At 47.2% G+C, this 24,099-nt stretch carries 21 protein-coding genes; 12 read left to right on the top strand and 9 right to left on the bottom strand.

The window, feature by feature from the left end; translation table 11 throughout:
* Positions 1–164 precede the first annotated feature (164 nt).
* On the bottom strand, positions 165–1,727 hold the full coding sequence (locus DC345_RS24775) for an FAD-dependent monooxygenase (protein WP_258530789.1): 1,563 nt from the start codon (positions 1,725–1,727) through the stop codon (positions 165–167).
* Positions 1,728–1,905: 178 nt separating this feature from the next.
* Between DC345_RS24775 and DC345_RS24770 the strand changes: the two genes are divergently transcribed.
* Positions 1,906–2,616 (top strand): MarR family transcriptional regulator, encoded by a 711-nt coding sequence (locus DC345_RS24770; protein WP_113055459.1) that lies wholly within the window; start codon positions 1,906–1,908, stop codon positions 2,614–2,616.
* A 278-nt stretch (positions 2,617–2,894) separates the two neighbouring features.
* The gene (locus DC345_RS24765) at positions 2,895–3,077 is read left to right on the top strand and encodes an aspartyl-phosphate phosphatase Spo0E family protein (protein WP_113055458.1); all 183 of its coding nucleotides are present in this window, start codon (positions 2,895–2,897) and stop codon (positions 3,075–3,077) included.
* Positions 3,078–3,132: 55 nt separating this feature from the next.
* On the opposite strand, the gene DC345_RS24760 is transcribed toward DC345_RS24765, so the two are convergent.
* The gene (locus DC345_RS24760; RefSeq protein WP_053780174.1) at positions 3,133–4,011 is read right to left on the bottom strand and encodes a carbohydrate ABC transporter permease; all 879 of its coding nucleotides are present in this window, start codon (positions 4,009–4,011) and stop codon (positions 3,133–3,135) included.
* Positions 4,012–4,023: 12 nt separating this feature from the next.
* Positions 4,024–4,983 (bottom strand): ABC transporter permease, encoded by a 960-nt coding sequence (locus DC345_RS24755; protein ID WP_397333744.1) that lies wholly within the window; start codon positions 4,981–4,983, stop codon positions 4,024–4,026.
* 265 nt (positions 4,984–5,248) lie between these two features.
* Here DC345_RS24755 and DC345_RS24750 point away from each other — a divergent pair, with 265 nt between their 5' ends.
* The 5 genes from DC345_RS24750 (at position 5,249) to DC345_RS24730 (ending at position 13,437) form a co-directional block, all read left to right on the top strand.
* Positions 5,249–7,009: a sensor histidine kinase gene (locus DC345_RS24750; protein ID WP_146752158.1), complete on the top strand. Its 1,761-nt coding sequence runs from the start codon at positions 5,249–5,251 to the stop codon at positions 7,007–7,009.
* Positions 6,984–8,576: a response regulator transcription factor gene (locus tag DC345_RS24745; RefSeq protein WP_181586721.1), complete on the top strand. Its 1,593-nt coding sequence runs from the start codon at positions 6,984–6,986 to the stop codon at positions 8,574–8,576. Before DC345_RS24750 ends, DC345_RS24745 begins: the two co-directional genes overlap by 26 nt.
* A gap of 99 nt (positions 8,577–8,675) precedes the next feature.
* The gene (locus DC345_RS24740) at positions 8,676–10,328 is read left to right on the top strand and encodes an extracellular solute-binding protein (protein ID WP_113055454.1); all 1,653 of its coding nucleotides are present in this window, start codon (positions 8,676–8,678) and stop codon (positions 10,326–10,328) included.
* Between the two features lie 305 nt (positions 10,329–10,633).
* Complete coding sequence (locus DC345_RS24735; RefSeq protein WP_113055453.1) at positions 10,634–12,322, top strand: DUF6138 family protein; 1,689 nt, start codon at positions 10,634–10,636, stop codon at positions 12,320–12,322.
* Positions 12,323–12,390: 68 nt separating this feature from the next.
* Entirely contained in the window at positions 12,391–13,437 is a 1,047-nt protein-coding gene (locus DC345_RS24730) for a hypothetical protein (RefSeq protein WP_113055452.1), read from the top strand.
* A 155-nt stretch (positions 13,438–13,592) separates the two neighbouring features.
* Here DC345_RS24730 and DC345_RS24725 read toward each other — a convergent pair whose 3' ends face one another.
* The gene (locus DC345_RS24725; protein WP_113055451.1) at positions 13,593–14,696 is read right to left on the bottom strand and encodes a stalk domain-containing protein; all 1,104 of its coding nucleotides are present in this window, start codon (positions 14,694–14,696) and stop codon (positions 13,593–13,595) included.
* A gap of 423 nt (positions 14,697–15,119) precedes the next feature.
* Positions 15,120–15,326: a hypothetical protein gene (locus tag DC345_RS24715; RefSeq protein ID WP_113055449.1), complete on the bottom strand. Its 207-nt coding sequence runs from the start codon at positions 15,324–15,326 to the stop codon at positions 15,120–15,122.
* A 329-nt stretch (positions 15,327–15,655) separates the two neighbouring features.
* Here DC345_RS24715 and DC345_RS24710 point away from each other — a divergent pair, with 329 nt between their 5' ends.
* From DC345_RS24710 to DC345_RS24690, 5 genes are all read left to right on the top strand, one after another.
* Entirely contained in the window at positions 15,656–17,284 is a 1,629-nt protein-coding gene (locus DC345_RS24710; RefSeq protein ID WP_113055448.1) for a copper amine oxidase N-terminal domain-containing protein, read from the top strand.
* A 309-nt stretch (positions 17,285–17,593) separates the two neighbouring features.
* Positions 17,594–18,046, top strand: coding sequence for a disulfide oxidoreductase (locus DC345_RS24705; RefSeq protein WP_076291195.1), 453 nt, complete (start codon positions 17,594–17,596; stop codon positions 18,044–18,046).
* Between the two features lie 17 nt (positions 18,047–18,063).
* Positions 18,064–18,510, top strand: a complete 447-nt coding sequence (locus tag DC345_RS24700; RefSeq protein ID WP_113055447.1) for a FixH family protein — start codon at positions 18,064–18,066, stop codon at positions 18,508–18,510.
* A 173-nt stretch (positions 18,511–18,683) separates the two neighbouring features.
* On the top strand, positions 18,684–20,165 hold the full coding sequence (locus DC345_RS24695) for an alpha/beta hydrolase family protein (RefSeq protein WP_113055446.1): 1,482 nt from the start codon (positions 18,684–18,686) through the stop codon (positions 20,163–20,165).
* A 24-nt stretch (positions 20,166–20,189) separates the two neighbouring features.
* Entirely contained in the window at positions 20,190–20,597 is a 408-nt protein-coding gene (locus DC345_RS24690) for a MerR family transcriptional regulator (RefSeq protein WP_113055445.1), read from the top strand.
* 114 nt (positions 20,598–20,711) lie between these two features.
* Here DC345_RS24690 and DC345_RS24685 read toward each other — a convergent pair whose 3' ends face one another.
* The 4 genes from DC345_RS24685 to DC345_RS24670 form a co-directional block, all read right to left on the bottom strand.
* Entirely contained in the window at positions 20,712–21,389 is a 678-nt protein-coding gene (locus tag DC345_RS24685; RefSeq protein WP_113055444.1) for a succinylglutamate desuccinylase/aspartoacylase family protein, read from the bottom strand.
* Positions 21,390–21,483: 94 nt separating this feature from the next.
* The gene (locus tag DC345_RS24680; protein ID WP_113055501.1) at positions 21,484–22,452 is read right to left on the bottom strand and encodes an ABC transporter ATP-binding protein; all 969 of its coding nucleotides are present in this window, start codon (positions 22,450–22,452) and stop codon (positions 21,484–21,486) included.
* A 22-nt stretch (positions 22,453–22,474) separates the two neighbouring features.
* Entirely contained in the window at positions 22,475–23,275 is an 801-nt protein-coding gene (locus DC345_RS24675) for an ABC transporter permease (protein WP_113055443.1), read from the bottom strand.
* Positions 23,272–24,048 (bottom strand): ABC transporter permease, encoded by a 777-nt coding sequence (locus DC345_RS24670; RefSeq protein ID WP_113055442.1) that lies wholly within the window; start codon positions 24,046–24,048, stop codon positions 23,272–23,274. The genes DC345_RS24675 and DC345_RS24670 overlap by 4 nt, the downstream gene beginning before the upstream one ends.
* Positions 24,049–24,099: the final 51 nt, after the last annotated feature.

Raw genomic sequence — 24,099 nt, 5'->3', positions numbered from 1 at the left:
GGAATAGTGCAATTACTTCAAAATAGAAAAAGTACAGACAAAACCGGAAATGACGCTGAGAGCAGTCGTTCCCGGTCTTATTTGCGTTTATCTTAGCCACATCTATGCCGTAATGACGGTCCACATACAATAGCTGAACTAGCATTCATAATCTCGCATGAGCCTCAATTCGGGTTGGCCCCGATGGATTGCGGCGGAGCCAACATTCTGGCTATATTGTTGAAGCTTTCCTGCCAATCGGCCGTGATGATGCTCCCGATATAACCATCTGGGCGAATCAAGACCAGCGTTTCGCTGGTAATACCGTAGGTACGGGTCAACTTGCCGCTGGAGTCATGGAGGATCTTCTGATCTGATTCGTGTGTGGTACCAACGACGTAGCAGTGTAATTCGGCACCGCTGGTTGGCCAGTTTAACTTAGGGAGTAACTTGGCAGCGTTAGGTCCAAAGGCAAGCAAAGTGAAGTGAGGCCCCTGATAGATGTCGAACAGACGTGGTTCCCCACCGGGTCCATTGCAGGGAGCATCTGGCGCCCGGTCACCAACATGAAGTGTTTTGGTGGCCGTTTCTTCGCTAGACGCGAGCGGCCCACCATGGTAAGAAAGTCTAAGCTGTCGCTCCTCGTCTCCACGCTTGAGGCTAGCCAGGCGATTTTTGTCTAGCTTGGCGTATAGCTCGCTGGATTTGCTGAGGACGCGAGCGGCAATCGGTTGACGCTCAGTCTCATAGCTGTCAAGCAACCTCTCGGGTGCCCCAGCAATGACCTGCCCTATTTTCCAACCGAGGTTATAGGCGTCCTGTATACCCGTGTTGAGACCTTGTGCACCGGCCGGGGTGTGCACATGTGCAGCATCGCCTGCAATGAAGACGCGACCCGACCGATAGTGCTCAGCCAGTCGAACGTTGGGACGAAACAGCGAACTCCAGGTAATGTCGTAGAGACGCAAACCTGTGAGTTTGTGGAATTGAGCGGCGAGTGCGCCTTTGTCTAGGTTAGGCTTTTCTTCCGGTGCCAGCCTGATCATAACTTGGAACTGGTCGGAGTGTGGCAGAGGGCAGGCTCCGACAAACGTGCCACGTGTACGTGGCCACATATGCCACCTATTGCGAGACAGTTTGTCGATCGAGCCGTCGATGATGAGTGTACGGTCAGAGTCGGTAGTCTCTCCAATAAATCGGATATCTGCCCCTTTGCGAACGATGCTCGAACCTCCATCTGCTCCGACGAGATATCTGCTGCGAACCTTCTCCCCGGAAGAGAGAGTCACCGTCACTCCATCAGTATCCTGTTCGAATTGCTCCAACCCGTTGTTAAATTCAATGATTAAGCCGAGTTGTTTCAATAGGCGGTGTAAGATGGCATCCGTTCGGTGCTGCGCCAACAGGAGAATGTTTGGATACGGATCGCTCGGTGTTGGTTTATTTTGCTGCTGCATGCGCCATGGCAAAGTTAACGGTCCAATATGAAAACCGGCAAGCGGGTAAGAACTTCCCTCTGACTGAGCCTCTTCCAGCACGCCGAAGTCCTCCAAAATCTCTTGGGTTCTTGGTTGAATTCCCTTGGCACGGGAACCTTGAAAGGGGTGAGGGGCTTTGTCAACGAGTCGGACACGAAGGCCGCGTCGAAGCAGGTCGACTGCAAGAGCGGAGCCAGTCGGTCCAGCTCCAGCGATGAGTACGTCAATATCGTAATGTTGGGTCAGTTGAATCTCCTCCTGATCACCCATATCGCAATGGATGAGATATCGTGCTTTATTTATTGTTTCTATTGAAACTTTTTAATTTCCTGTGAAACAATAATAAGTTAATTTCTCTTTATTGTCAATATTGTTTCCAGGAAACTTTAATTGTAGGACATACCCTGATATACTGGTAAAAAGCTAACCATCGTTGGAGGAAAATTGAATGATCAACCCATCGGATAATCAAAATAAAGATCACTTAATTCAAGAAGTACTGGAAGCAGTGAAAGATATACAGATCAGATTCCAAACAGAAGAAGACGAAGAAAAACAGTGGCTGATCCAAAATAGTCCTAATCCGGCTGTTGAAGAGCTAATCCAAGAAATGACGGTGACAATGCTGCATGTGCTGGATGCGATCGGTACACTTGAACCAGTAAACGGCATAACCATTTCAAAACAATTCGGATTCTCTAAAGGGACTGTCTCCAAGATTACGAGAAGACTCGTGTCTCAAAAAATCATCGTAACCGAGTCACTTCCGGATAACAAAAAAGAAGTTCTATTCCGTACCACATCGCTCGGAAAAGAGATTTATCGTTTGCATCAGGGCCTGCATCATCAGATTGATCTTGGGGTTCATCATTTCTTGCAACGGTATAACGAGGATGAGTTACAGTTTCTCGTAAACACCCTCCAAAAGACGCTGCATACATCATGGATTCATTCGGAGACAGAGGAGGAGACTTATGAATCCGCCCGAAGAGATGCGCCTACAAACAAGGATTCAAAAGCTTATAAGGCTAATAGCTCTTCGTCATTGACCGAGGAAATGGATGAAATCATGTCTATGCTCAACAAGTTGGATTCCCGGAATTTGAAGAAAGCAAAAACCATATTAAATGATGTTTTTTTTGCAGACTATGAGGACTAGCCGCAACATCAGCATATTTCATAAGAAAATGATTTGAAGCGTTCTACGAACAATAAATTAAGGTATAACAAAATACCGGATAAGGCTGATAAGCCTATCCGGTATTTTTTCGTATTTTGCCACATCCGAGTCCATTGCTCATCCTTATTTCAACCTGTACAAGAAAAAATAACCATAAATTCGATTTTGGGGTAATGTGCAGCTCCCTATGTTCCGAATATTATAATAGATGGTCTTTTTTGGATGAAGCATATTGAAGGACAACAGGGGGCGGGAGTATGGTGCATAATCCGGAAACCATTCAGGAATGTATCGAAAAGGCACGACAGAGGCTCTACCAGATTGCAAATTCTCATAAAGAACTGTGGCATCCGGAGGTCATTCGTCAATCGATGGTTCTGGATGAACTCATTAATCAATATAACAATGCCATTCGCGGAAAGACATCCCGAAGTAAATAACAGCGTGTTACAAACCTCGGGATGAAATGATGCGAATGCATTCAGTATACGAACTCTATTCTTTTACAGCCCCAAGCACAATTCCTTTTACAAAGAAACGCTGCAAGAATGGATAAACGAGCAGGATTGGCAGTGCCCCAATAAAGATCTGGGCTGCGTTAACGGTACGCTGCGACATGTTCTGAAGCTGTGTCGCATCGACATTCATATTGGAGAAATCCTGCTGCACGATAATCGTTTGCATCAATGTAGCGAGCGGATATTTGGCTGCGTCATTCATGTAGATCAAACCGTCGAACCAGGAATTCCACTGCCCCACCATCGTAAATAGGGAAATCGTAGCAATGGCCGGCATGGATACAGGCAGATAGATGCGGAACAATGTGGTGATATGGTTGGCACCATCGATGAACGACGCTTCTTCGAGCTCTTTGGGCACGTTACGGAAGAAGTTCATCATGAGAATCAGGTTCCAGACCGCCACAGCGCCCGGCAAAATCAGAGCCCACATGGTGTTGATCAGTCCCAGCTTTTGAATCAGGATATAGGAAGGGATCAGTCCGCCGCTGAACAGCATCGTGAAGATGAAAAACCACGCGTACAGCGAACGTCCCTTGAAATTCAGACTTTCCTTGGATAAAGGATATGCCGTCAGGGTGACCAGCACCATACTAAGCAGCGTACCGAACACGGTACGTTGCACTGAGATCCAGAGCGCGCTGAGAAAGTTACTGTTACCAAACGTTTTGGTATAGGCATCGACTGTAAAATCAATCGGCCAGAGCGTTACCAGATTGGCGGAAGCTGCCGCTTTACCGCTGAAGGAAACCGCCAGAATGTGGACAAGCGGCAGCACACACAGCAGCGAGACGGCCGCGATGAAGAACAGGTTGAAGCCGTTAAATATACGGTATCCGGTCGTTTTGTGATACACCTTAATTCCTCCTTAGAAAATGCGGTAATTGGCGATTTTGTAAGCCATCCGGTAGGCAGTAATAACGAGGAACATGGCGACAAAGGATTTAAACAAACCAACCGCAGTCGCAAAACTCATTTTGCCATTCAAAATACCCATCCGGTAAACAAACGTGTCAATAATATCGCCTTTATCATATACAAGTGGATTGTACAGGTTGAAAATCTGGTCAAATCCAGCATTAAGAATATTCCCCAGTGACAGCGTTCCCACCACAATAATCATCGGCACGAGTGCAGGCAGCGTAATGTGTAGGGTCTGCTTAAGTCGTGTTGCCCCGTCAACTTCAGAAGCTTCGTACAGAGCAGGGTTAATGCCCGCAAGGGCTGCAAGAAAGACAATGGTACCAAATCCGAATTCCTTCCATACATCACTGATGACCACGGTTACACGGAACCAGTCGCCATCTCCCAGAAAGAAGATCGGTTCAATGCCAACGGCCGCCAGAATCTGGTTAATCAGTCCGCCTTCGGGGGAAAGCATGTCCAGCAGGATGCCGCCCAGTACAACCCAAGACAAGAAGTGGGGCAGGTATACCAGCGTTTGTGAGAACCGTTTGAACGTGGAATTCCGTACTTCATTCAGCAAAATAGCAAATACAACAGGGGCCACGAGTCCGGCCACAATCTTCATGGCGGCAATCAGTACTGTGTTCCAGATGACCTGAACACTGTCCGGATATTCGAACATGAATCGGAAGTTATCCCATCCTACCCATTTGGAGCCGGTGAATCCCAGCCATGGTTTGAAATCCTGAAACGCAATAATAATGCCGCCCATAGGCACATAGGCGAACAGCAATGTGAGCAGTACCGAAGGCAGCAGCATCAGATGCAGCGGCCAATTGCGTTTGAAATTCCAGCGGGTACGTTTGCGTGGATTGTGTGTTGCCTGCCGCACCGGCGTATTGGTCGTTAGTGGTTGTTCCATAGCCATCAGGTCCCTCCTTTATATCGTCCAGCCTCTGCATAATGAGGCCAGTCAGCCTCTGCAAATAGTGGAGCAACTGAATTATAGCAATGGAAACGGGTGGGCTATAGAACAACATTTCAAGGCGGATGTTGATTTATTAACTTGTTGAAAACGTATACCGAATAGTGACTCATTTGAAATTCAGTATAGATATGTAAGGGGTTTCAATATAAAATAGGACTTCGATGTGTATCTTTACTTTAATCCGGGACAGGGTGAAGCAATGAAATTTACAGTATTCTCAAAAACAGTTATGCTGCTTGTCTGCTTGCTTGTACCAATCTTGCTGCTCTATACCTACGCGAATCAGGCGAATGTGGACATGGTTGTCGAGGAGAAGCAAAATTCAAGTTTGAATCAATTCAACTATTTTAGCTCTCAGGTGGATAAAAATATTGAACAGCTCTCCCTTTACGGGCTGACTTTACTACGTGATCCAAGCATTTTGCACTATCGTTACATGACGGAATCGACCAGTCAGTATGAGAAAAACAGCATCTATCTCGATATTCTCGACAAATTGTCGCTGTACCAGTCCACCAGCCGCTGGAAGAATGATATTACCATTGTGTTGCCTCAGGCAGAGCTGGTATTATCCACCATGTCGAACCGGACGGTCTTTAATGAGAAGATGTTGAAATTTCCACAGCCAGGCCGATGGCAGTTGAATGAAGGCAGCTTCACTTATTTCTTTACGGATAACTACGAGTGGAATGAAAAACCTGTGGCCACGGATGTACGGACCGTGATGGAAATTAATTTTGACCCGATGAACATTGTTGCCATGCTGGATGATTTTAAGGAGGCACAGGGAGGAGATCCCTTTCTTCTGGTCCCGGGCAACGAGCCACTATTAAATCGCAGTGCAGACCCCGAGCTCGTGGAAGCCGTGATGCGGGACATGCCGCTAACTGAACTGGATAGTGAAGGCAACCATCAACTTGAGGTGGGGGGCAAGAAGTACTTGGTTAGTTATGTGCTCTCCAAACAGCTGAACGGAATTTATGTTAACCCGGTTGTGCTGGATGATTTGCTCACGCCGATGGACAAGAGCCGGAACATGTTCATTACTTCCATTTTGCTGCTGCTCGTGCTCAGTATTGGCGCTGCACTGTTGTTATATCGAAAGGTACAGGTACCGATACAACGTCTGATGAGAGGATTGCAACAGATTCGCAAAGGACAGCTGTCCACACGAATTCCGGTCGATCACTCCCGTGATGAATTCGCGTACCTGACGCAGAGCTTCAATCACATGGCCGAGCAAATTCAGGAGCTGATCGAAAAAGTATACGAGGAACGCATCCGTTCACGAGAAGCGACGCTGAAGCATCTGCAATCACAGATCAATCCTCATTTCCTGTACAATTGTCTGTTTTATATTAAAAATATGACGCAGCTCGGCAACCGTGAAGCGGTTATTGCCATGTCGCTCAGCCTGGGAGATTACTATCGCTACATCACACGTGATGAGAACGATATGACCACCGTGGAGGAGGAAATCCGGTTGTTGGACAATTATTTGTCCATCCAACAGATGCGCACCAACCGTTTGTCGTATGAGATCGCCGTACCGCAAGAACTGATGCAGCAGCACATTCCGAGGCTGCTGATCCAGCCTATCGTGGAGAATGCAGTCATTCACGGCATTGAACCGATGGAGGGAAGCGGTCACATCGTGGTTACAGGCATGGCAGCACAAGAACAAATTGATGGAAGGGAATACACACGGTATAGTTTGTTTGTCGATAATGACGGTGTTACTTTGACGCCGGAAGAGATTGCCGGTCTTGAACGAGAAATCAATGAACCGATGGGTGAAGAAATAGGCACGGGTACCTGGAATGTACACCAACGGCTCGTTACACGATATGGTCATTCTTCAGGGCTTCATTTTGGAGCGATCCCTTACGGGGGTCTCAGTGTGGAAATACGATGGTTTGAGGAGGAATATCCTAATGATGAATCTAATGGTCGTGGATGATGAACATTCAGCGGTGGAATCGATTGCAGCCTCCATACCGTGGAGAGAGCATGGGATTGGGCACGTATATAAGGCGTACTCGGTGAAAGAGGCATTACAGCAAATGACGGCACATCAGGTCCATATTATCATCACCGATATTCGTATGCCTGGCTTGTCCGGACTGGATCTGGTGAGTCATATTCGTCAAAAGTGGGAACGGACCAAATGTATCATTTTATCTGGACACGCATCCTTTGATTATGCGAAGCAGGCACTCCGGCATGGAACAGTGAGTTATCTGCTGAAGCCAGTTCGGGATGAGGAGCTGATTGAAGCTGTGCAGCAGGCTTCCGTCCAGATTCGGCTGGAGGGAGAGAAACAATTGATGCACCAGCGCGCCATGTATTCGGTGAGGGAACATTTACCGGAGAAGCGGGCGGGATTAATGAAGGATGTACTGCTTGGACATAAATTTGCAGAGAGCGAACTTGTAGAGAAACTGGAGCAATTGGAGATTGGCTTCCGTCCCCAGGATAAAATGCAGCTGCTGCTCATCCGTTATGATGACCCACAGCCAACGCACAAGGCATTTCGTCTGATGAAATACGCCATCTCCAACGTGGTGGAAGAGATCTTTGGCAGCAGCTATCATCTCTGCCATACGGACGATGCGTATGATGATCTCGTCTTCATGGCAAGTCCAAAACAGACACAGTCTGAACCTGAACTGCTGATGGGGCGGCTTGGAGAACGGCTGCTTCACAGTGTGAAGCAGTATTTAAACGCGACGATTTCACTGTCAGTCAGCCGGATAGGCCGTTTTCCAGACCAGGTTCCACAATTGTATCATCAGGCTGTAAGTGCCTTGCGCAAGCAGGCGGAAGCGGGCAAAGGCCTGCACCTCAATGCGGCTGCCGGCTCCCATGGAGCAACATTGAAATCACTTTCAGCACTGTATGAGCCACCCGGACTGACCGCACTGCTGGAAGCAGGACGGATGGAGGACGCGAGTCGCAAGATTGATTCAATTTTCGCCGAGTTATCGGATAGTGTGTTCCCGGAGCATGTCTATGTTGCTTTTCACTATCTCGCAGCCGCGTTCTCCTACATGGCTCATCGGGAGGGCAGACAGTTGTCCGATGTCCTTGGTGAGAAGTATCAGCAATTGCTGAAGGACGGCTACGGCGTGTCACTTCGGAGTCTGGAAGCATGGACCCGGAGCGTGATGGAACAATGGGCTCAAAGCACAACCGATACGGGCCAGGAAAGTGGATCGAACATGATCAGACAGGTCCAGCAATGGATTGACCACCATCTGGGTGAAGATCTGTCCTTGCAGGTTATTGCCGGGGAGGTGCATCTGCACCCGGTATACTTGTCCAAAATGTATAAACAATCGACGGGTGAAGGCATCAGTGACTACATTATCCGTTCCCGAATGGAACGTGCTGTTCACTTGCTGAAACACACGGCTATGAAAATATATGAAGTCGGTCAGGAAGTGGGATATAACAATACGCCTTATTTCATTCAAGTATTCCGCAAACATTATGGCCTGACCCCGCAGGATTTTCGGAACGGTTAACAAATCAATATGAACATTGAAATTGTGATATATGTTTGCTTCCCCGGCTGCACTATCCTTTTCATGTAAGGGCATTCAAAGTGATTGAGGAGGGGTTTCATGTATAGAAAAATGATGACTGCATTGCTTGCACTGACGATGGTTGCCGTAACGGCATGCAGTTCGGGGGCAAAGGAAGAACCATCCAAGGAAGCGGCTGCGCCACTTGCGCTGCAAGACGGCAAGTATGAACCTGCGGTTCAGATGAGCTATTTGCGAGCCTGGAATGATGATACAAAGTTCAAGAACGGAGAGACTGCACAGAACAACGTGCATACCAAATGGGCCAAAGAGCGTCTGGGCATCGACCTGACTACACCTTGGGCTGTGTCCGTGACCAATGATGCTTTTTACACGAAGCTTCGTCTCTCCCTGTCGGCTAACGAAGAGCTGCCGGATATCGTCTCCATCCGTGGTGACTACAATCTGGTGCGTGAGTTGATTGAATCGGGTAAATTCGCCGATGCAGGTGAATTGTTCGACAAGTATGCATCCGACACATGGAAAGGGGCTGCTGAATCCGCACCGGAAGAGTGGTACCCGTACATGTATGAAGGCAAACGCTATGGTATTCCGATCTTCGACTATGCCTACAATGGCGACCCGGTCATGTTTATCCGTGAAGACTGGCTGAAGAAGCTGGGACTGGAAGAACCTAAAACGATCGATGAGCTCGTGACGGTGATGGATGCCTTTACGAATCAGGACCCGGATGGCAACGGTAAGAAAGATACGTACGGTCTGACGGTTGGCATGAAAAATGCCCTCAATACCTGGATGACTGAATCTGGCTGGATCTTCGGAATGTATAACACGATGCCAGGACAGTGGAATCTGAATGCAGAAGGAACACTGGAATACGGCTCGGTTCAACCAGGTGTAAAAGAAGGACTTGCAACGATGAAAGAATGGTTGTCCAAAGGTTATCTGCCGAAGGAAGCTGGCGTATATGACGAGATCAAGGCTGCCGAACTGTTTACAGCAGGCAAAGCGGGAATCATTGTCGGACCACACTGGATGCCGAACTGGCCAATCGATGATGTGAAGAAAAATGTGGACGGCGCTACCTACAAAGCAATCGCCCTGCCAACTGGACCAACTGGCGAAAGCCATCACCACGGTTCGGGTGCAAGTAACGGGGTTGTGTTGATCAATAAGGATATGGTAAACCCAGAAATTTTCTTCACGTATCAAAATTATTTGTTCGATAACTTCGCTAATCCAGAAGTGGGCGGGGAGTTTGAACATGGCTTTGCCCAAGGATATGACTTTGATATTGTAGATGGCAAAGTGCTTGGTGAGGCTGAAGTGAAAGATGGGGTATCCCCCCTCAAGTACACAATTACGTATGACGGTGCACGGATTCCAAACCTGATGATGGATACGTTGGCAGAACTTGCTACAGGCAAGGAGCCTGAAACACCATTTGAAAAAAATACGAAAATTGCCAACAAACCTGAAGTATTCGCTGCGGCACAAGTCGTGGTAGCTCATAAGGATGATGCAATCAAGAACAAATTTACGGGTGCACCTACGGATACGATGAAGATGAAGAAAGATGCGCTCGACAAGCTGGAGAAAGATACGTTCAGCAAAATCATTTACGGTCAGGTCGGCATCGATGAATTTGACGCGTTCGTGACAAAATGGAAATCCATGGGCGGCGACCAAATCACAACGGAAGTCAATGAATGGTTCAAAACAGTTAATTAATACCATGAATGATTCACGAGATGAATCATACTAAAGTAATAAAAGAAAGAAGAACTCTTTCGTGAATACACCGGATTTGGGCGTGAAACCGCCTGAATCCGGTGTTTTTGTTTGGTGTGCGGGGATGCATAGACACGTGCGGAAGGGTTTATCCATTAATTTTCTAGGAATACAACCGTGCGTAAGACTTATTGTTTCACAGATGCGTGAGAGAGTAAGATAATAGGTAATATACGAACGTCAATACGTATTTTTAGCATAGATGGTTTGAGGAATGATCTGATAAATGGGAAGGCGGTCGAAGCATGAGTACACTCTATGATCAGGCAATGGAAGAGATGATTGAGGTCATTGAAGAATGGTTTAGTGAACAGTTGAAGCGGGATGACCTGGAAAAGGCTGTGAAGAGAACAACACTACAAACGGGGATCTTTAATGATATTTTGCTGGATTACAGACCTGGACGGACCACGGTAGATAGTGTGGATCTTGGATTGGATGAGGGATTGAAATCGAAGAATCCTGGTCCCTTTACGGAGGAACAGGTGCGGAATGAGATCCAGCCCAAGCTTGTAGAAGTGGTTCAAGAGAACTTGGACAAGCTGGCGGATACACCGTTGATCGACTATCGGTTTACCTTTCGCGGGAAATTCCCAACGACAGAAGGAAAGCTGCAAGTGACCATGCTCGAGTATATCAACGAAGGGAAAAGGCAGCAGTTGCTTGAGCGCATTCATACATACGTAGACCAGAAGCTACTGAAAGGTTCATATCCAACAAAGCCGTTGGAATCCTTTTTTTTGACGCGTCACCTGCTTGATCCAAAATTGTTCCCTGAACTGGATGTAGCGTGGACTATATCGCAATATGATCGCATACAGGAGTTAAATAAAGGACGTCAGGAAGCTCTGGCGGAGCATCGTGGTGATATTATTCGTGCGATAACGTCTTGGGCGGAGAATCATTTTTTGCCACGGTACTTTGATGTACAGCCTTCTGCATACAGTGCCAATGTATATTCACTTAAGCCAGGTGCCTCTTTGGAGGAAGACCAGCCTCAGAGTGAGCATGGGCAGCATGTGGCACAGCCTATTGATCTCCTGTTGTATGCAGCCGTGATGATTCTTCGTTATGAGCCTAGTTACAGTAAACCGAAAGGACTTACCTTCCTGGAGCTGGCGAAACAGCTTGGCAGTAACCGTGCAGCGCGTATGATGACGGAAGGTAGTGGAACCTATGCCAAGGAAGATATTCATGTGAAAAATGAGCAGGTAGAATGCACCGCGAACGATGTGTTCTCGATCATTACCATCATCATTCGCAAGGAAGAAGCAGCTGCCTACGAACAGGCCATTGCTTTTATCACCCGTTTGCTGAAGCAGGGCTTCCCCAAAAGTTACAAGATCAAGCTCAAATCCAGCGTGAAGCAGTATCTGCCTGTTAAAGGGCTTGCGAAGTCGGATACCCATCGATTTTTCGCAAACGCGCAGGAGTACCCAGAGCTGCGTCCGCTGCTTGAAGAATATGCACGTGCAGCGATCGAAGAGTTCGAATTTTATGCGGATACAGAGGGTGAAAAGAACTGTATGCCAGGCAGCTATGCAACATTCGGACTGGGATTGGCAGATAAGCGGTATTTCCCGTTGGTTGAATATTACATGGGGGAAGTGGACGATGAGCACCAGTTGGTACAGGATAAATTCACCGTTGCCTTTGCTGAGACACATGGTGTAACGGAAAGCACGGTACCTGCTTTAGTTGCTTGCCTACGTTGTTCTACGGATTCCCTGAAGCTGAAGATCCAGCCAGAGCTGGAGGATGAGGAGAAGCTTGAACTTCTGGTCCAATCGCTGCAAGGAATGGAAACCTATGAAGTGGAGCGAGCGCTGTATCCGATCTGGGGCAAGATAGAGAAACTTGCAACGCTGGCACGCAAGGCTGATGGTAAACGGAAAGAGTTACTGTTAGAACTGTTAAAGGCCGCAGGGAAGTAAGGATATGCCCGTGAGGGGCTTTTCAAGGCTGATGTGATGTATGAGGATACAAGTAAAGGTGGGGAGATATGGGGCCATTGAATCGGGATGTATGGGAAGGACTGTCCGCTCAGAAAAAGGAGGAGCGGCTGCGTGATTTGCTCAGAAATTTTCCCACAGGTATGAAGTATGAAGGGCTGGAGACATTTGAACGATTCGGTCAGCGAATCGAGACAGGTGTATTTTCGTATGAGGAGCAGACATTTGTGTTTGTGCCTGGTGATCGGGTGACACTTGGCTGGGATCGCTGGCAGGTTGGGATGAACGAGGAGACTTCCGCGGATTTGCTGGAGACCGTCAGTGAGTATGGCGTGGAGGATGTGGATTCTTTTTTGAGTAGCCAGATGTCTCCGGTCAGGGAAGTACACATTGCTCCCATGCTGGTGGAGTGCAGGAACCATCCACTTGGTTGGTTTGAAGTGACGGAAGCTGAAGCGATGGCGCAAGAGAGTTCCTATTTTACAGAAGAGTTGGAGAAGTTTAAGCTGTCCGATCTGAATCAGTATGAACTGCATCAAGAGTTTCGTTTGGTTCGTCAAGGTGAGGCAATACAGATATTTTGGTTCAATGAAGATTTGACGTTGGAATATTTAATCGAGGAAGAAGCAAAAGCGGGTTTTGGTTTGCTTACTGAAGAGGAGTGGGAGTATCTGTACGGAGGGGGGAGCCGTACGTTATTTCCATGGGGAGACAGCTTCGACTACACGATGAAATTGAAGCATTTTGGAAGCCTCGAAGAGGTGGAGGGAATTGTGGACGAATCGGTAGAGCAGAACCCTTCCCTATTAGTAGAGAATGACCGTCCGTATGATTTGGAGCTGCCCAACTTTTTTGGTGTCCAGTTTGCTGGAGATCCCTATAACTATGAGCTTACGCTTGATGCGTCTGGGAACATGATGCCCAAAGGTGGCGACGGTGGCGCGATGATCTGTGGTGGCATGGGTCCGTTGGTCGGTTTCCTACCCGCTGCGGCCGTATACTATCGTGACGGTAATGCAGGGGAGTTGGAATGGGAGGATATGATCGATTATATGAACTATCGGAGAGTGATTCGTTTAGCGGGTTTGTCGGTGTGATCATATTGCAGACAAGTGGCAACAGAAATTTTAAACGAACCATCCTCGATCAGCTGAGGATACCTATAGTCGTTAGTGAAATTAAGACAAAACACACATCAAATCTGCTTTCATAGGAAGAGCAGAATGATGTGTGTTTTATATATCGTTTTATTTTATTTCACTTTTTGCACAGATACAGCCATTTGCTCCAGCTGTGTGTGAGTCAAGGCATTATTTGCCGAGCTAAGGGTTACATAGCGATCATCCAGTTTGAATGTTAGCATGTCGGTTTGATCCGGTGTGTACCACTTGGCGGTAACGCCGTTTGGCAGTTTAACATTTTTGCCATCATAGCTGAAGGAATAGTCTTTAGGTGACACACTGACATTCATGTGATTGAAAACAAAGTTTACACCATCACCGCCAGCAGCCACACTTTTGAATGAATCCCCAGCAATCATGTGTTGTGGTGCGTAAGCAGTCTCGAATCCTTGGAATTTGGCAAAGGCTTTGCGGATGGCAGCTGACTGCTCTTGGGTATATTTCACATCAGCAAAGCCTGTAACACCCTGATCATTGCCTTGAACCTTTTGCACAGATACAGCCACTTGCTGCAACTGAGCCTGAGACAGCTTATGGTCAGGTGAGCTTATTGTGACATAACGATCATCCAGTTTGAACGTGAGCATACCCGTTTGATCCGGTGTGTACCACTTGGCTGTGACACCATTGGACAGTTTTACGTCTTTGCTATTGTAACCGTCTGAATAATCTCTTGGAGACACATCCACTTTCATATGGTTAAAAGTAAAGCTTACTCCATCGCCGCCAGCGCCTACACTTTTAAAAGTATCACCTGCAACCATCTGTTGAGGAGCGTATGCTGTCTCGAAGCCATCGAACTGTGCAAACGCCTTTTGAATAGCTTCTTTTTGAGCTGCACTATAGGTTACGTTGCTCAATGTGGAAGGATTGCTTGGTGCTTCTCCGATGATCACCTGTCCTTTTTTACCGTCATACGATACAGGTACATGCAGCGCATCAGCAATGGCACGTACAGGCAGATAAGTTGAATTGTTGTAAGTGATTGGAGCCAATTTCTTGCCGTTTCCATCAGTCGGTGAGTACGCCGCACCGTCAACATTGAAGCTGATTCCATGGTTGAGGTATGCCGAGATTTTCTCCAGTTGTGTTCCTGCGAATACGCCCGTTGCTCCTGTTAAAGTCATGCCCAGTACCATCATCGTTGCTGCAGATTTCTTCAAGTTTTTCTTCATGTGTATAACTCTCCTTTAAATTGTGTTATTTATAATGGCTTGCTGTCCTTATGGCTTTATATTACCCACTGAACATATCCAGAATAATTCTGAATTATCTCCAACTTGTAAACATGTGTAAGGATCTTGGCATTTGGATGTTGTTATTCACAGAGGAGAGCATTCACATTATAGATATTGGAGAAGCAAGGAGAGAGAAGTGGGAGAGATTGCAGCTGATTTTGAGCAGGGATACACGCAGGAAGGTAATTCTTTTAACAGGGAAGTTCTTTCTGAACTAATGCATACATGGGTGTTTCCTGGACGCTTGGCCATCATAAGAGAGAGGGGAATGGTTCGCCGAACCATCCCATATGTACAACGAAACCTTGAATTACTCGAAAAGTTCAGACATGTACTTTGCTGACTGAGAGTAAGGGCCATTCAGTTCACTAAATACAGGACGAAACCGCCTATGCCGAGAACTATGGCACCAACGTATACATAAGTAAGTTTGCTCAGATTTTGCTTGGTCCTGCGATCATACTCGGGATTGCTGGTCTGATTCGCTTTTGAATTCCCGATGATCATGGTAGCAATTCCACCGAATAGGGCAATACCAACAATTAAAATATAGGGCAGCAATGTCATGCGATGACCTCCTTCATTGAAATCAATCGTTCTGTTCATTGTACTTCAAGTTTACCTTGGATGTAAGTTTTTAATGATAAATAAAGGAAAATAAAGTCCTTCACTTACAGTATGTATGCAGTGCTGAATGGAGTGGATCACTATAATTTTAAAATTTTAAATTTGAGATAAACCTTGTTGTGGCGCGTATTTGCGGCTTTCCTAAGCGGAGGCAGCAATTTTTTTTGCCCAGAGAGGTGATCCAGATTGAAGAACCCTGCGTTACACCCTATGAAGACGACGACGAGGAAACAAAGGATAAACAAAACTAACCGAGGAGTGAACACGTAATGAAAATGAAGAAATTTATCGCACCCATGCTGAGCTTGACGTTATTGATGCCAGGAATTGCCGGGGCTGCTGCAGCACCACAGACACCGATGACTACAATGAAGGCAAGTGTCAATACACCTGCTGCGGACCTGAGAGCGAGCCTGGATCACCTGTTATCCGAACACTTTGCACTCGCAGTAACCGCAATGGCGAAGGCATATGACGGAGCAAAAGATGCAGACGCAGCTTACAAAGCACTCGACCAAAATGCATTGGATATGCAGCCGGCAATCGCTTCCCTTTACGGTGATGCAGGAGCCAAAGAATTCGAACGGATCTTCCGCGCTCATAACAAATATACAGATGATCTTGTGAAAGCAACTAAAATGGGTAACCAGGCTGGAATCAAACAGGCACAGAATAATATCAACGGTTTTGTAGAAGAATTCTCTACATTCTTGAGCACAGCAACGGAAGGCAAATTGCCAAAAGCAGCAGCCAAAAATGCTTTGAAAGTACATGAAGATCTCGTGCAAAAAGTATTTGATGAATATGTCGCTGGTGACTACACAGATGCATACAAAGCTTACCGTGAAGGTTTCAAAGAAATGTTCGACGTGAGTAAAGCACTTTCCACTGCAATCACAACACAAATGCCTGAGAAATTCGAGAACAGCAAAGCGGACACACCAGCTGCTGATCTGAGATCTGCACTGAACCACTTGGCTTCTGAGCACTTCGCTCTGTCGGCTCTGCAAATGCAAGAGCAATATGATGGCCGCACAGCAGCATCCAATGCACTGGTTACGGCTGAAGCTGGAAACACAGCAGATTTCAAAGCAGCGATCGCTTCCATTTACGGTAATGACGGTGCCAACGCGTTCGAGAAAATTTGGGTAACCAACCACGTGAATGCACAAAGCGACTATGTAACAGCCGTTAAAAACAATGATGCAACGGCTCGTGCAGCTGTCGAGAAACGTATTGATGGATTCACAACGGAGTTCGCGACATTCCTGGATTCCGCAACAGCAGGCAACCTGCCAAAAGCTGCCGGACAACAAGCATTGACTACACATGAGAAGCAAGTACAACAAGTGCTGGATCAATATGCTGCAGCTAACTACGAGGGTTCGTACACCACCAACCGTGAAGGCTTCAAAGTAATGTTTGGTGTAGGTCAAGCCCTTGGTAATGCAATCGTGACGCAATTCAATGATAAATTTCAAGAGCAACCCACTACACCGACAATGCCTGGAACAGATACAACAACTGTATGGATGCAGCTGAACAGCAAAACGCTGAAAATCAATGACAAAACAACCAACATGGACACCACGCCAATGCTCTGGAAAAACACAAGCTACATTCCACTGCGCTTCCTGAGCGAAGGGATTGGTGCAACCGTGAAATGGGATAAAAAAGCACAACAAGTAACTGTAATGGCTGGTAATGATACATTGAAATTCTGGGTGAACAACAACGTTATGGAAGTGAACGGTATGAAGAAAAATGTGGGTGCAACGGTCTTTGTTAACAAAGACGGACGTACACAAGTGCCACTGCGTTTCATCGCTGAACTTCTTGGCTGGGATGTAAAATGGGCACAAAAAGATGGCTCGATCACACTGACTAAATCTATGTAATTACTATTTATAAAAGAAGAACGAAAAAAAGCTGCCCCATACGGCAGCTTTTTTTATTGTCATTTCAGTTTTTTACCTACATCTTATTTTGGGACTCAGCCATCCAATTGGTATCACATGGACGCAAAAAGGCCACATCAAAATATTCAAATATTTGGTATAATCAATGGAGTCAGCAACCTCGCCGCAACGTGTTATTGATCACGGTACGGTGGCGGACTGTACATAATCGTAATCACTAGCCCGTTGGAGTCATGTATGTTGTATTATTATTCGGTATGATCAAACAAGAAGAGGGGGTTCAAGCGGATGGACACAGCTTCAAAGCCAGAGCGACGGGCAAAACATATTGATACCCGTCTGTTTATTGCCTGGGCCGTATCAGTCATTGCGACTGGTGGCAGCCTTTATTTCAGTGAGATTAAGGGATACATCCCCTGTGATCTGTGCTGGTTCCAGCGGATCTTCATGTATCCGTTAACGATTTTACTGGGCATTGCCTACTTCAAGGATGACGTGGGAATTACCAAGTATGTTCTTCCGCTGAGTTTCATTGGAGGCGGGATCTCGTTATACCATGTAACGATTCAGCGCATTTACTCAGCTACGGGTAGTTCAGTGGCATGCGGCCAAATTCCGTGTTATACCGATTACTTGAACTGGTTTGGTTTTATCACAATTCCGTTACTTGCACTGATCGCATTTATCATCATTATTGTTATGCTGTGGGGAATTGGAAAAACACCAAAATCTTCTTCATAAGAAAGGACAGATGATTGATGAGCGGACAAGTCCGTTGGTTCATGCCCTTCATCATTCTGATCCTCCTGACTGTGGGTTGTTCGGAACAGAAGCAGTCCCAGTCAGGTGTGATGCCGGAGATGATCAAGGTGAAGCTCATGGTACCGGACAAGGTGTCCATTAAGGAAAATGTTTCCTTGCAAATCCAGCTAACACAAGGGGGGAAGCCTGTGAATGATGCGGACCATGTGCAGTTTCAGATCTGGAATGAACAGGATGAACCCGAGGCACCATCTCTGGAACAAGGCATGATGAGTGCAGAAGAGCTTGAAGCCAAGGGAGCCATCACCGCGAAATCAACAGGTGAAGGATTATACGAAGCAAGCTACGCGTTTGAGCAATCCGGAGTCTATATCGTTCAGGTCCATGTCACTGCTGGTGCAATGCACACCATGCCCCGAACGAAGGTAACTGTAGAAGAATAAATCGATAAATACAGCCCGATAATGTTTACGTACAAGCCACTTCCGGCTGCGTCGTTTATCGGGTTTTTGCATGTGTAATTCGTAGTTATAAATTTCTCATTTTTATACCTTGACCTTGAAGTATACTTCAAGGTTTATCCTTGATGTATTACAACAAGTTGGAGGTAAGATCGATGAGGATTTTGGAATGGATTTTGGTCATGGTGACGGTTATTAGCGCAGTAGTCATACTGATGGCTCCCAAACGTCAGGCAGTGAAAGTGGGTATGTTGTCGGCACTGGCACTGGTTATTCTATTGCATGGGGTAGTCGATCATTTTCGTGTGCAGCTGCTGCCCACCTATATCGTAGCCCTTGTTTTACTGATTGTATTGGCGATTCAACTACGGAAGTCGGGACGCCGTAGGCAGAACACACAAAAATCGAAACGTCGTTCGTGGTTCAAAACCATCTTGGCATCCTTTCTAGTGCTGGCTCTCAGTGCAGGTTCAATTGTGCTGACGTCGCTTTTTCCTGCATTCACGATGCCCGAACCGACAGGTTCATTCGCCATAGGCACCTTTTCACAGCAGTTAACGGATGAATCTCGGGAAGAGACCAAGACGGCTGAAGCTGGTGATAAGCGAGAACTTATGATTAATGTCTGGTATCCTGTAGATCAGGAAACAGCTAAAGGATTACCGCTAGAGCATTATCCTGCCGAATTGGGAGAGGCGATCAGTCTCGTATTTGGAATTCCACCGGTGGTGTTCAGTTATCTTGATACGATTCCCACGCATGTGGTTAAAGGCGCTGAGGTGTCTGCCGCACAGAGCAAGTATCCAGTATTGCTGTTTTCACCTGGAATACGTTCTGCACGCTTTCAAAGTATGACCGCGATTGAGGAGCTGGTAAGCCACGGCTACATTGTTGTTGGAATTGATCATCCATATACCTCTGCTCAAGTGACATTCCCGGATGGACATGTTGCTTCTTATGAACCGGATCCTGACGATCTAACGTCAGAGGAAGTGTATCAACATAATATAGAAGGTGTTGGTATTCGTGCAGCCGACGCAAGCTTTGTACTGGATACGCTCACCCAATGGAATAAACATGATCCGAATCAACTGCTCGAAGGCAAGCTTGATCTGGATCATATCGGTATCTTTGGCCACTCCTATGGTGGTGCGACAACAGCGGAAGCACTGGCGCAGGATAGCCGTTTCAAAGCAGGACTCAGTTTGGAAGGTGGATTCTGGGGAACCGTATCCACGACAGCCTTGCAACAGCCGTTTATGTATATTATGTCAGGGGAAACAGCCAAAAGTTTGGACCCGAACACCACTGCCAAGGATAAAGTGTTTTATCCCGAGTTTGAAACGGATTTGGATCGGGTGATGACAAGCAGTCTCAATGACACGTATTACTTGACCGTGGATCATTTCTTCCATCAGAGTTTCACGGATATTCCGTTAATTTCACCTATCATGTTTGCCAAAGGCATAACACCAGAGCATAATGTGGACATCACAAGATCATATACGTTGGCCTTCTTTGACCGTTACTTGAAGGGAGAAGAGCAGCAGCCTTTGTTGGAAGGGACGTCAGCACGTTTCCCCGAGGCCACTTATGATACCAAGTACACCAAGCTGCGGAGCAATCAGGAGGATTAACGCGGAGATGGATGGAGGAGTATCATGAAAACCATGACAAGAGGAGAGTTAGCCAAACGTACGGGTGTGAGCATGGCAACGCTCAGGTATTACGAGGACAGTGGAATTCTGCCTGCTCCCCGTCGTTCGTCTAACGGATACCGTGTGTATACCGAGGATTATCTGGTTAAAGTCAAATTCATTAAGGATGCTCAATCACTGGGTTATTCCTTAAAGGAAATACAGGATACGTTGCAACTGCTCAGTCAAGAGGACATGGAGAGTGATGCACTAAAAACACTTGTACGTGACCGAATTGAAGAGATTCAGCTGCATATCGATAACCTGCAGCAGATGCAGACACTTCTTGCGGGGTTACTCCTGACGCCAGAGCATGATATTCACAATTACATTGAATCTTTTCGGATCAACAAGGAAGAAGGCAAATCATAAGATAATCCTTTAACCAATAAACACCTTCGAAGATCATCCCTGACGCGTTTGGCGTGAGAGATATCTTTGAAGGTGTCTTTTATGTTCCCGCCTATTCATCACGATTCAAGCAATTCAAAACAGGCCTGCTTCGCGCAGGAAATGGTGCACAATTTCCGTCTGATACTTGATCCGTTCTGAACGGTTCAGACTCCAGCAGGTCTCCACGGTAACCGAGCGGGCTTGAAGTAGGCGAGCTGCGGCTGTTCGTGCTGAACCGGGCAACTCGTGTTGCTTCAGATTGAAATGCCTGTCACGAATGGGAATCGACCGATTCATTCGCCCTATAATTCGTTTACATACCGGAACAGCTCTGCTGCCTGGATTGGTAATCAAGGTTTGTCCCAGTACCCGTGAGCTGCGTTGGGATAATCCATTGGCTTCATGCAGGTCCAGCCACCAGGCGGGTCCATATTGACGGGCAAGCCGAAAGACTGCGGAAGCAAGCGGATGTTTGGCTTTGCCAGAAATATGCCGCGGGAAGGTGCGATTTAAATCAGGTTTTCCTCGACTTTTGTTACGATAAGCCTTCTGATTCACTCGTGGAATAATAATGAGGAGTCCGCGAACCATGTGTCGCCGCCCTGCCATGCAGTCATTAGCCAGCTTCTGCGCAGCGGCCATGCTCGCGGTTTCATTTCCGTGGACTCCCGATGTAATCATGACAACGGGTCCGGGCTTCGTGCCTCGAACGAGGTAATAGGGAGTGGCGTATGCACTGGATGCAGCAAGTGTGTGTTTGGTAACAAGCATGACACTTCACCTCCGCTATTACAGTACGTCATGTCCTTCCTGCATGTAACGGCATTTGAACAGGCTCTCATCCAGTTCTGAATAAATAGGCAAGTTAGTATACTCGGTGAATAATATCCTCGAAATCCGGTTCTTTCATCTCCACATCCTCAATCTCGCCCCATTGTTCGAGCTGCTTCAGAATGTCCATTGTACTCCATTCTTTTCGGTTCACTTCAACAGTGACGATTTGTCCCTCTACCCCTGTAATTTGAATGGCGGATGATATAGCGTCCGGGATATGAAACGAACCTCGATACGTAACTCGGATAAGTGTTGGCAGACCGATGGTGTCGCGCAGAGAAGGGATCGAGCCGTCATACGTAAGTTGACCGTGATTGATCACCATCACCCGACTGCATAGCTGCTCAATGTCGTCCATGTCATGGGTGGTCAGCAAAATCGTTTTGCCAAACTCCTCATTTAATGTACGAAGAAATTGACGAATGTTTCGCTTCGCGTTTACATCCAGTCCAATCGTCGGTTCATCCAGAAAAAGCAGTTCCGGGTCATGCAGCATGGATGCTGCCAGATCAGCACGCATTCGCTGTCCAAGCGAGAGCTTGCGGACAGGCGTAGCCCAGAATGACTCCAAATCCAGCAGCTCGGCAAACTGGGCTAATCGTTTCGTTTTGTCCTCGGCACGGACTCCGTACATCTCGGCCAAAATATCATACGAATCCTTCACGGGCAGATCCCACCAGAGCTGGCTGCGCTGTCCGAACACGACACCGAGGCGTCCAACCGTGCGGCGTCTTTCCTGGTGTGGATTCATACCACCGAGCAATACCTCACCCGAGGTTGGATGAAGGATGCCCGTCAGCATTTTGATCGTGGTGGATTTGCCAGCCCCATTCGGGCCGATATATCCAACAAATTCTCCTTTGCCAATATCAAAGCTAATGTCTCGAACTGCTTCCTTGGACAGATACTCACGTGAAAACAAGGTGCGAAGCCCGGAGAAACGGCCCTCGCGAACCACAGGGGTTTTGAATTCCTTTTGCAGATGCCGCGCTGTAATCATAGTCATGATGATATTCTCCTCCTTAGCTACCTGTACTTTGATATTTGGTTATACCGAATTTCCAGAAACGCAGACTTGCGGCCAGACTCAGGATGGCTACAACGACAATCGCAACAAGAACCCACGCACCTAGTTCGCCGCGAAGCAGATAGAGTGACGGAACATAGTTCACGAAACCCACCGGGATCAAGGTCAGCAGAATGCCAGACATCCATTTGGGATATAGCGTCAGCGGATATTGGGCAGCCGTACGCGCCGCATCCTCAGTGATGGTTTGCAGCTCCTCAATACGTGTGGTCCAGAATCCAAGCGTTGCCGTGGCAAGCCCAATCGAAAAAAGAATAATGGCTCCGGTCAGGATGACGAGCAGGGAGAAGGGGATGACAGTCCAGCCGATCTGTCCGCTATGCATCATGCCGGCCAGAGACCAACAGAGAATAAACCCGCCTTGTAACACTTCACCAGCCATGATGCGGAAGTTCTGTGGCAGTAAGGCCAGCAATACGGGCATCGGACGGGTTAACAGTTGATCGAGTTCGCCGCCGACCAGATATTTTTCCAAATGATGCACTTCGTTGCCAAACGTTCGATACAGCGTCTTGGATAGGGTCATGATCGCGAAAAGGTAACCGATTTCATGAAGGGACCAGCCTTTAATGGCTCCGAATTTGTGAAGCACCAGAGCAACCATCAGAAATTCGGAGATTTGAATCAAGGCGGCCAGAACGGAGGCCATGATGAAATTGAACTTGTATTGCATCCGGCTGCGGATGCTTGTTCGAATGAGCATTTTATATAAAGTAAACCAGGAAGTTGTTTTCATCCGCCCTGCACCTCCACTTTACGGCGCAGTACCTGGGTTATCGCCAGACAGACAAACGTCATGAGGACGCACCAAATCAAGGTTCCCCATAACAAGGAGCCATTTTCATAACCCAGATAGATTCGGGTCGGGACGTAGAGAAGGAAAGGATAGGGAGACAACCAAGCAATTCGTTCCAACCAGTCTGGCAGCCATTCCAGCGGAATGAAGAAACCAGCAAGCAGATTCATCATGGCGTGATTGCCCCAATGCAGCCAGGAGGACTCCGTAGTCCACATCGCGGTGGCGCCAATAATGTAATTCATACAGATGGATAAATAGGATGCGCCGGCAAGACCAATTGCGGCAAATAGCAGGGTTGAAGCTTCTGAGGGCCATTGCAGAGAAAATACGATGGAGAAGAGCAGGTAAATCGGAATGCTTTTGTACACGAACTGGTAGGCAACCTGTCCCCATTCACGTGCCATCAGGTGGGTGAACAGATGAACCGGCCTCATGAGATCAAGTGCGATCTGCCCTGTCCTGACCGAGAGTGGAATACCAAGTCCATTGGTGAGAAAACCCGAGATCCAGAGAGAGGATTGCGTAAACGCAATGTAACTGATCATCCCCTGTGTCCCGTATTCTCCGAGAGAGTGGTCGGCCCCGATGCCGATCCAGAGACAGGCATACATGTAACCGAACATGGCGCTTGCCAGGTTATGTACCATGTGGGCCCCGCGGTATTGCAGGTTCCGGGAGTAGGCTTTGGAAGCCAGAGTGAAATAAAGCATGTGACACCTCCGATAAGTTGGTTGAACGGCGGTTCCGTTCACTTCAGTCAA

Source organism: Paenibacillus taichungensis, assembly GCF_003287275.1.
Taxonomy (GTDB): domain Bacteria; phylum Bacillota; class Bacilli; order Paenibacillales; family Paenibacillaceae; genus Paenibacillus; species Paenibacillus taichungensis_A.
The sequence above is the reverse complement of the archived record's forward strand: the minus strand, read 5'-3'. Positions and strand labels throughout refer to the sequence as shown.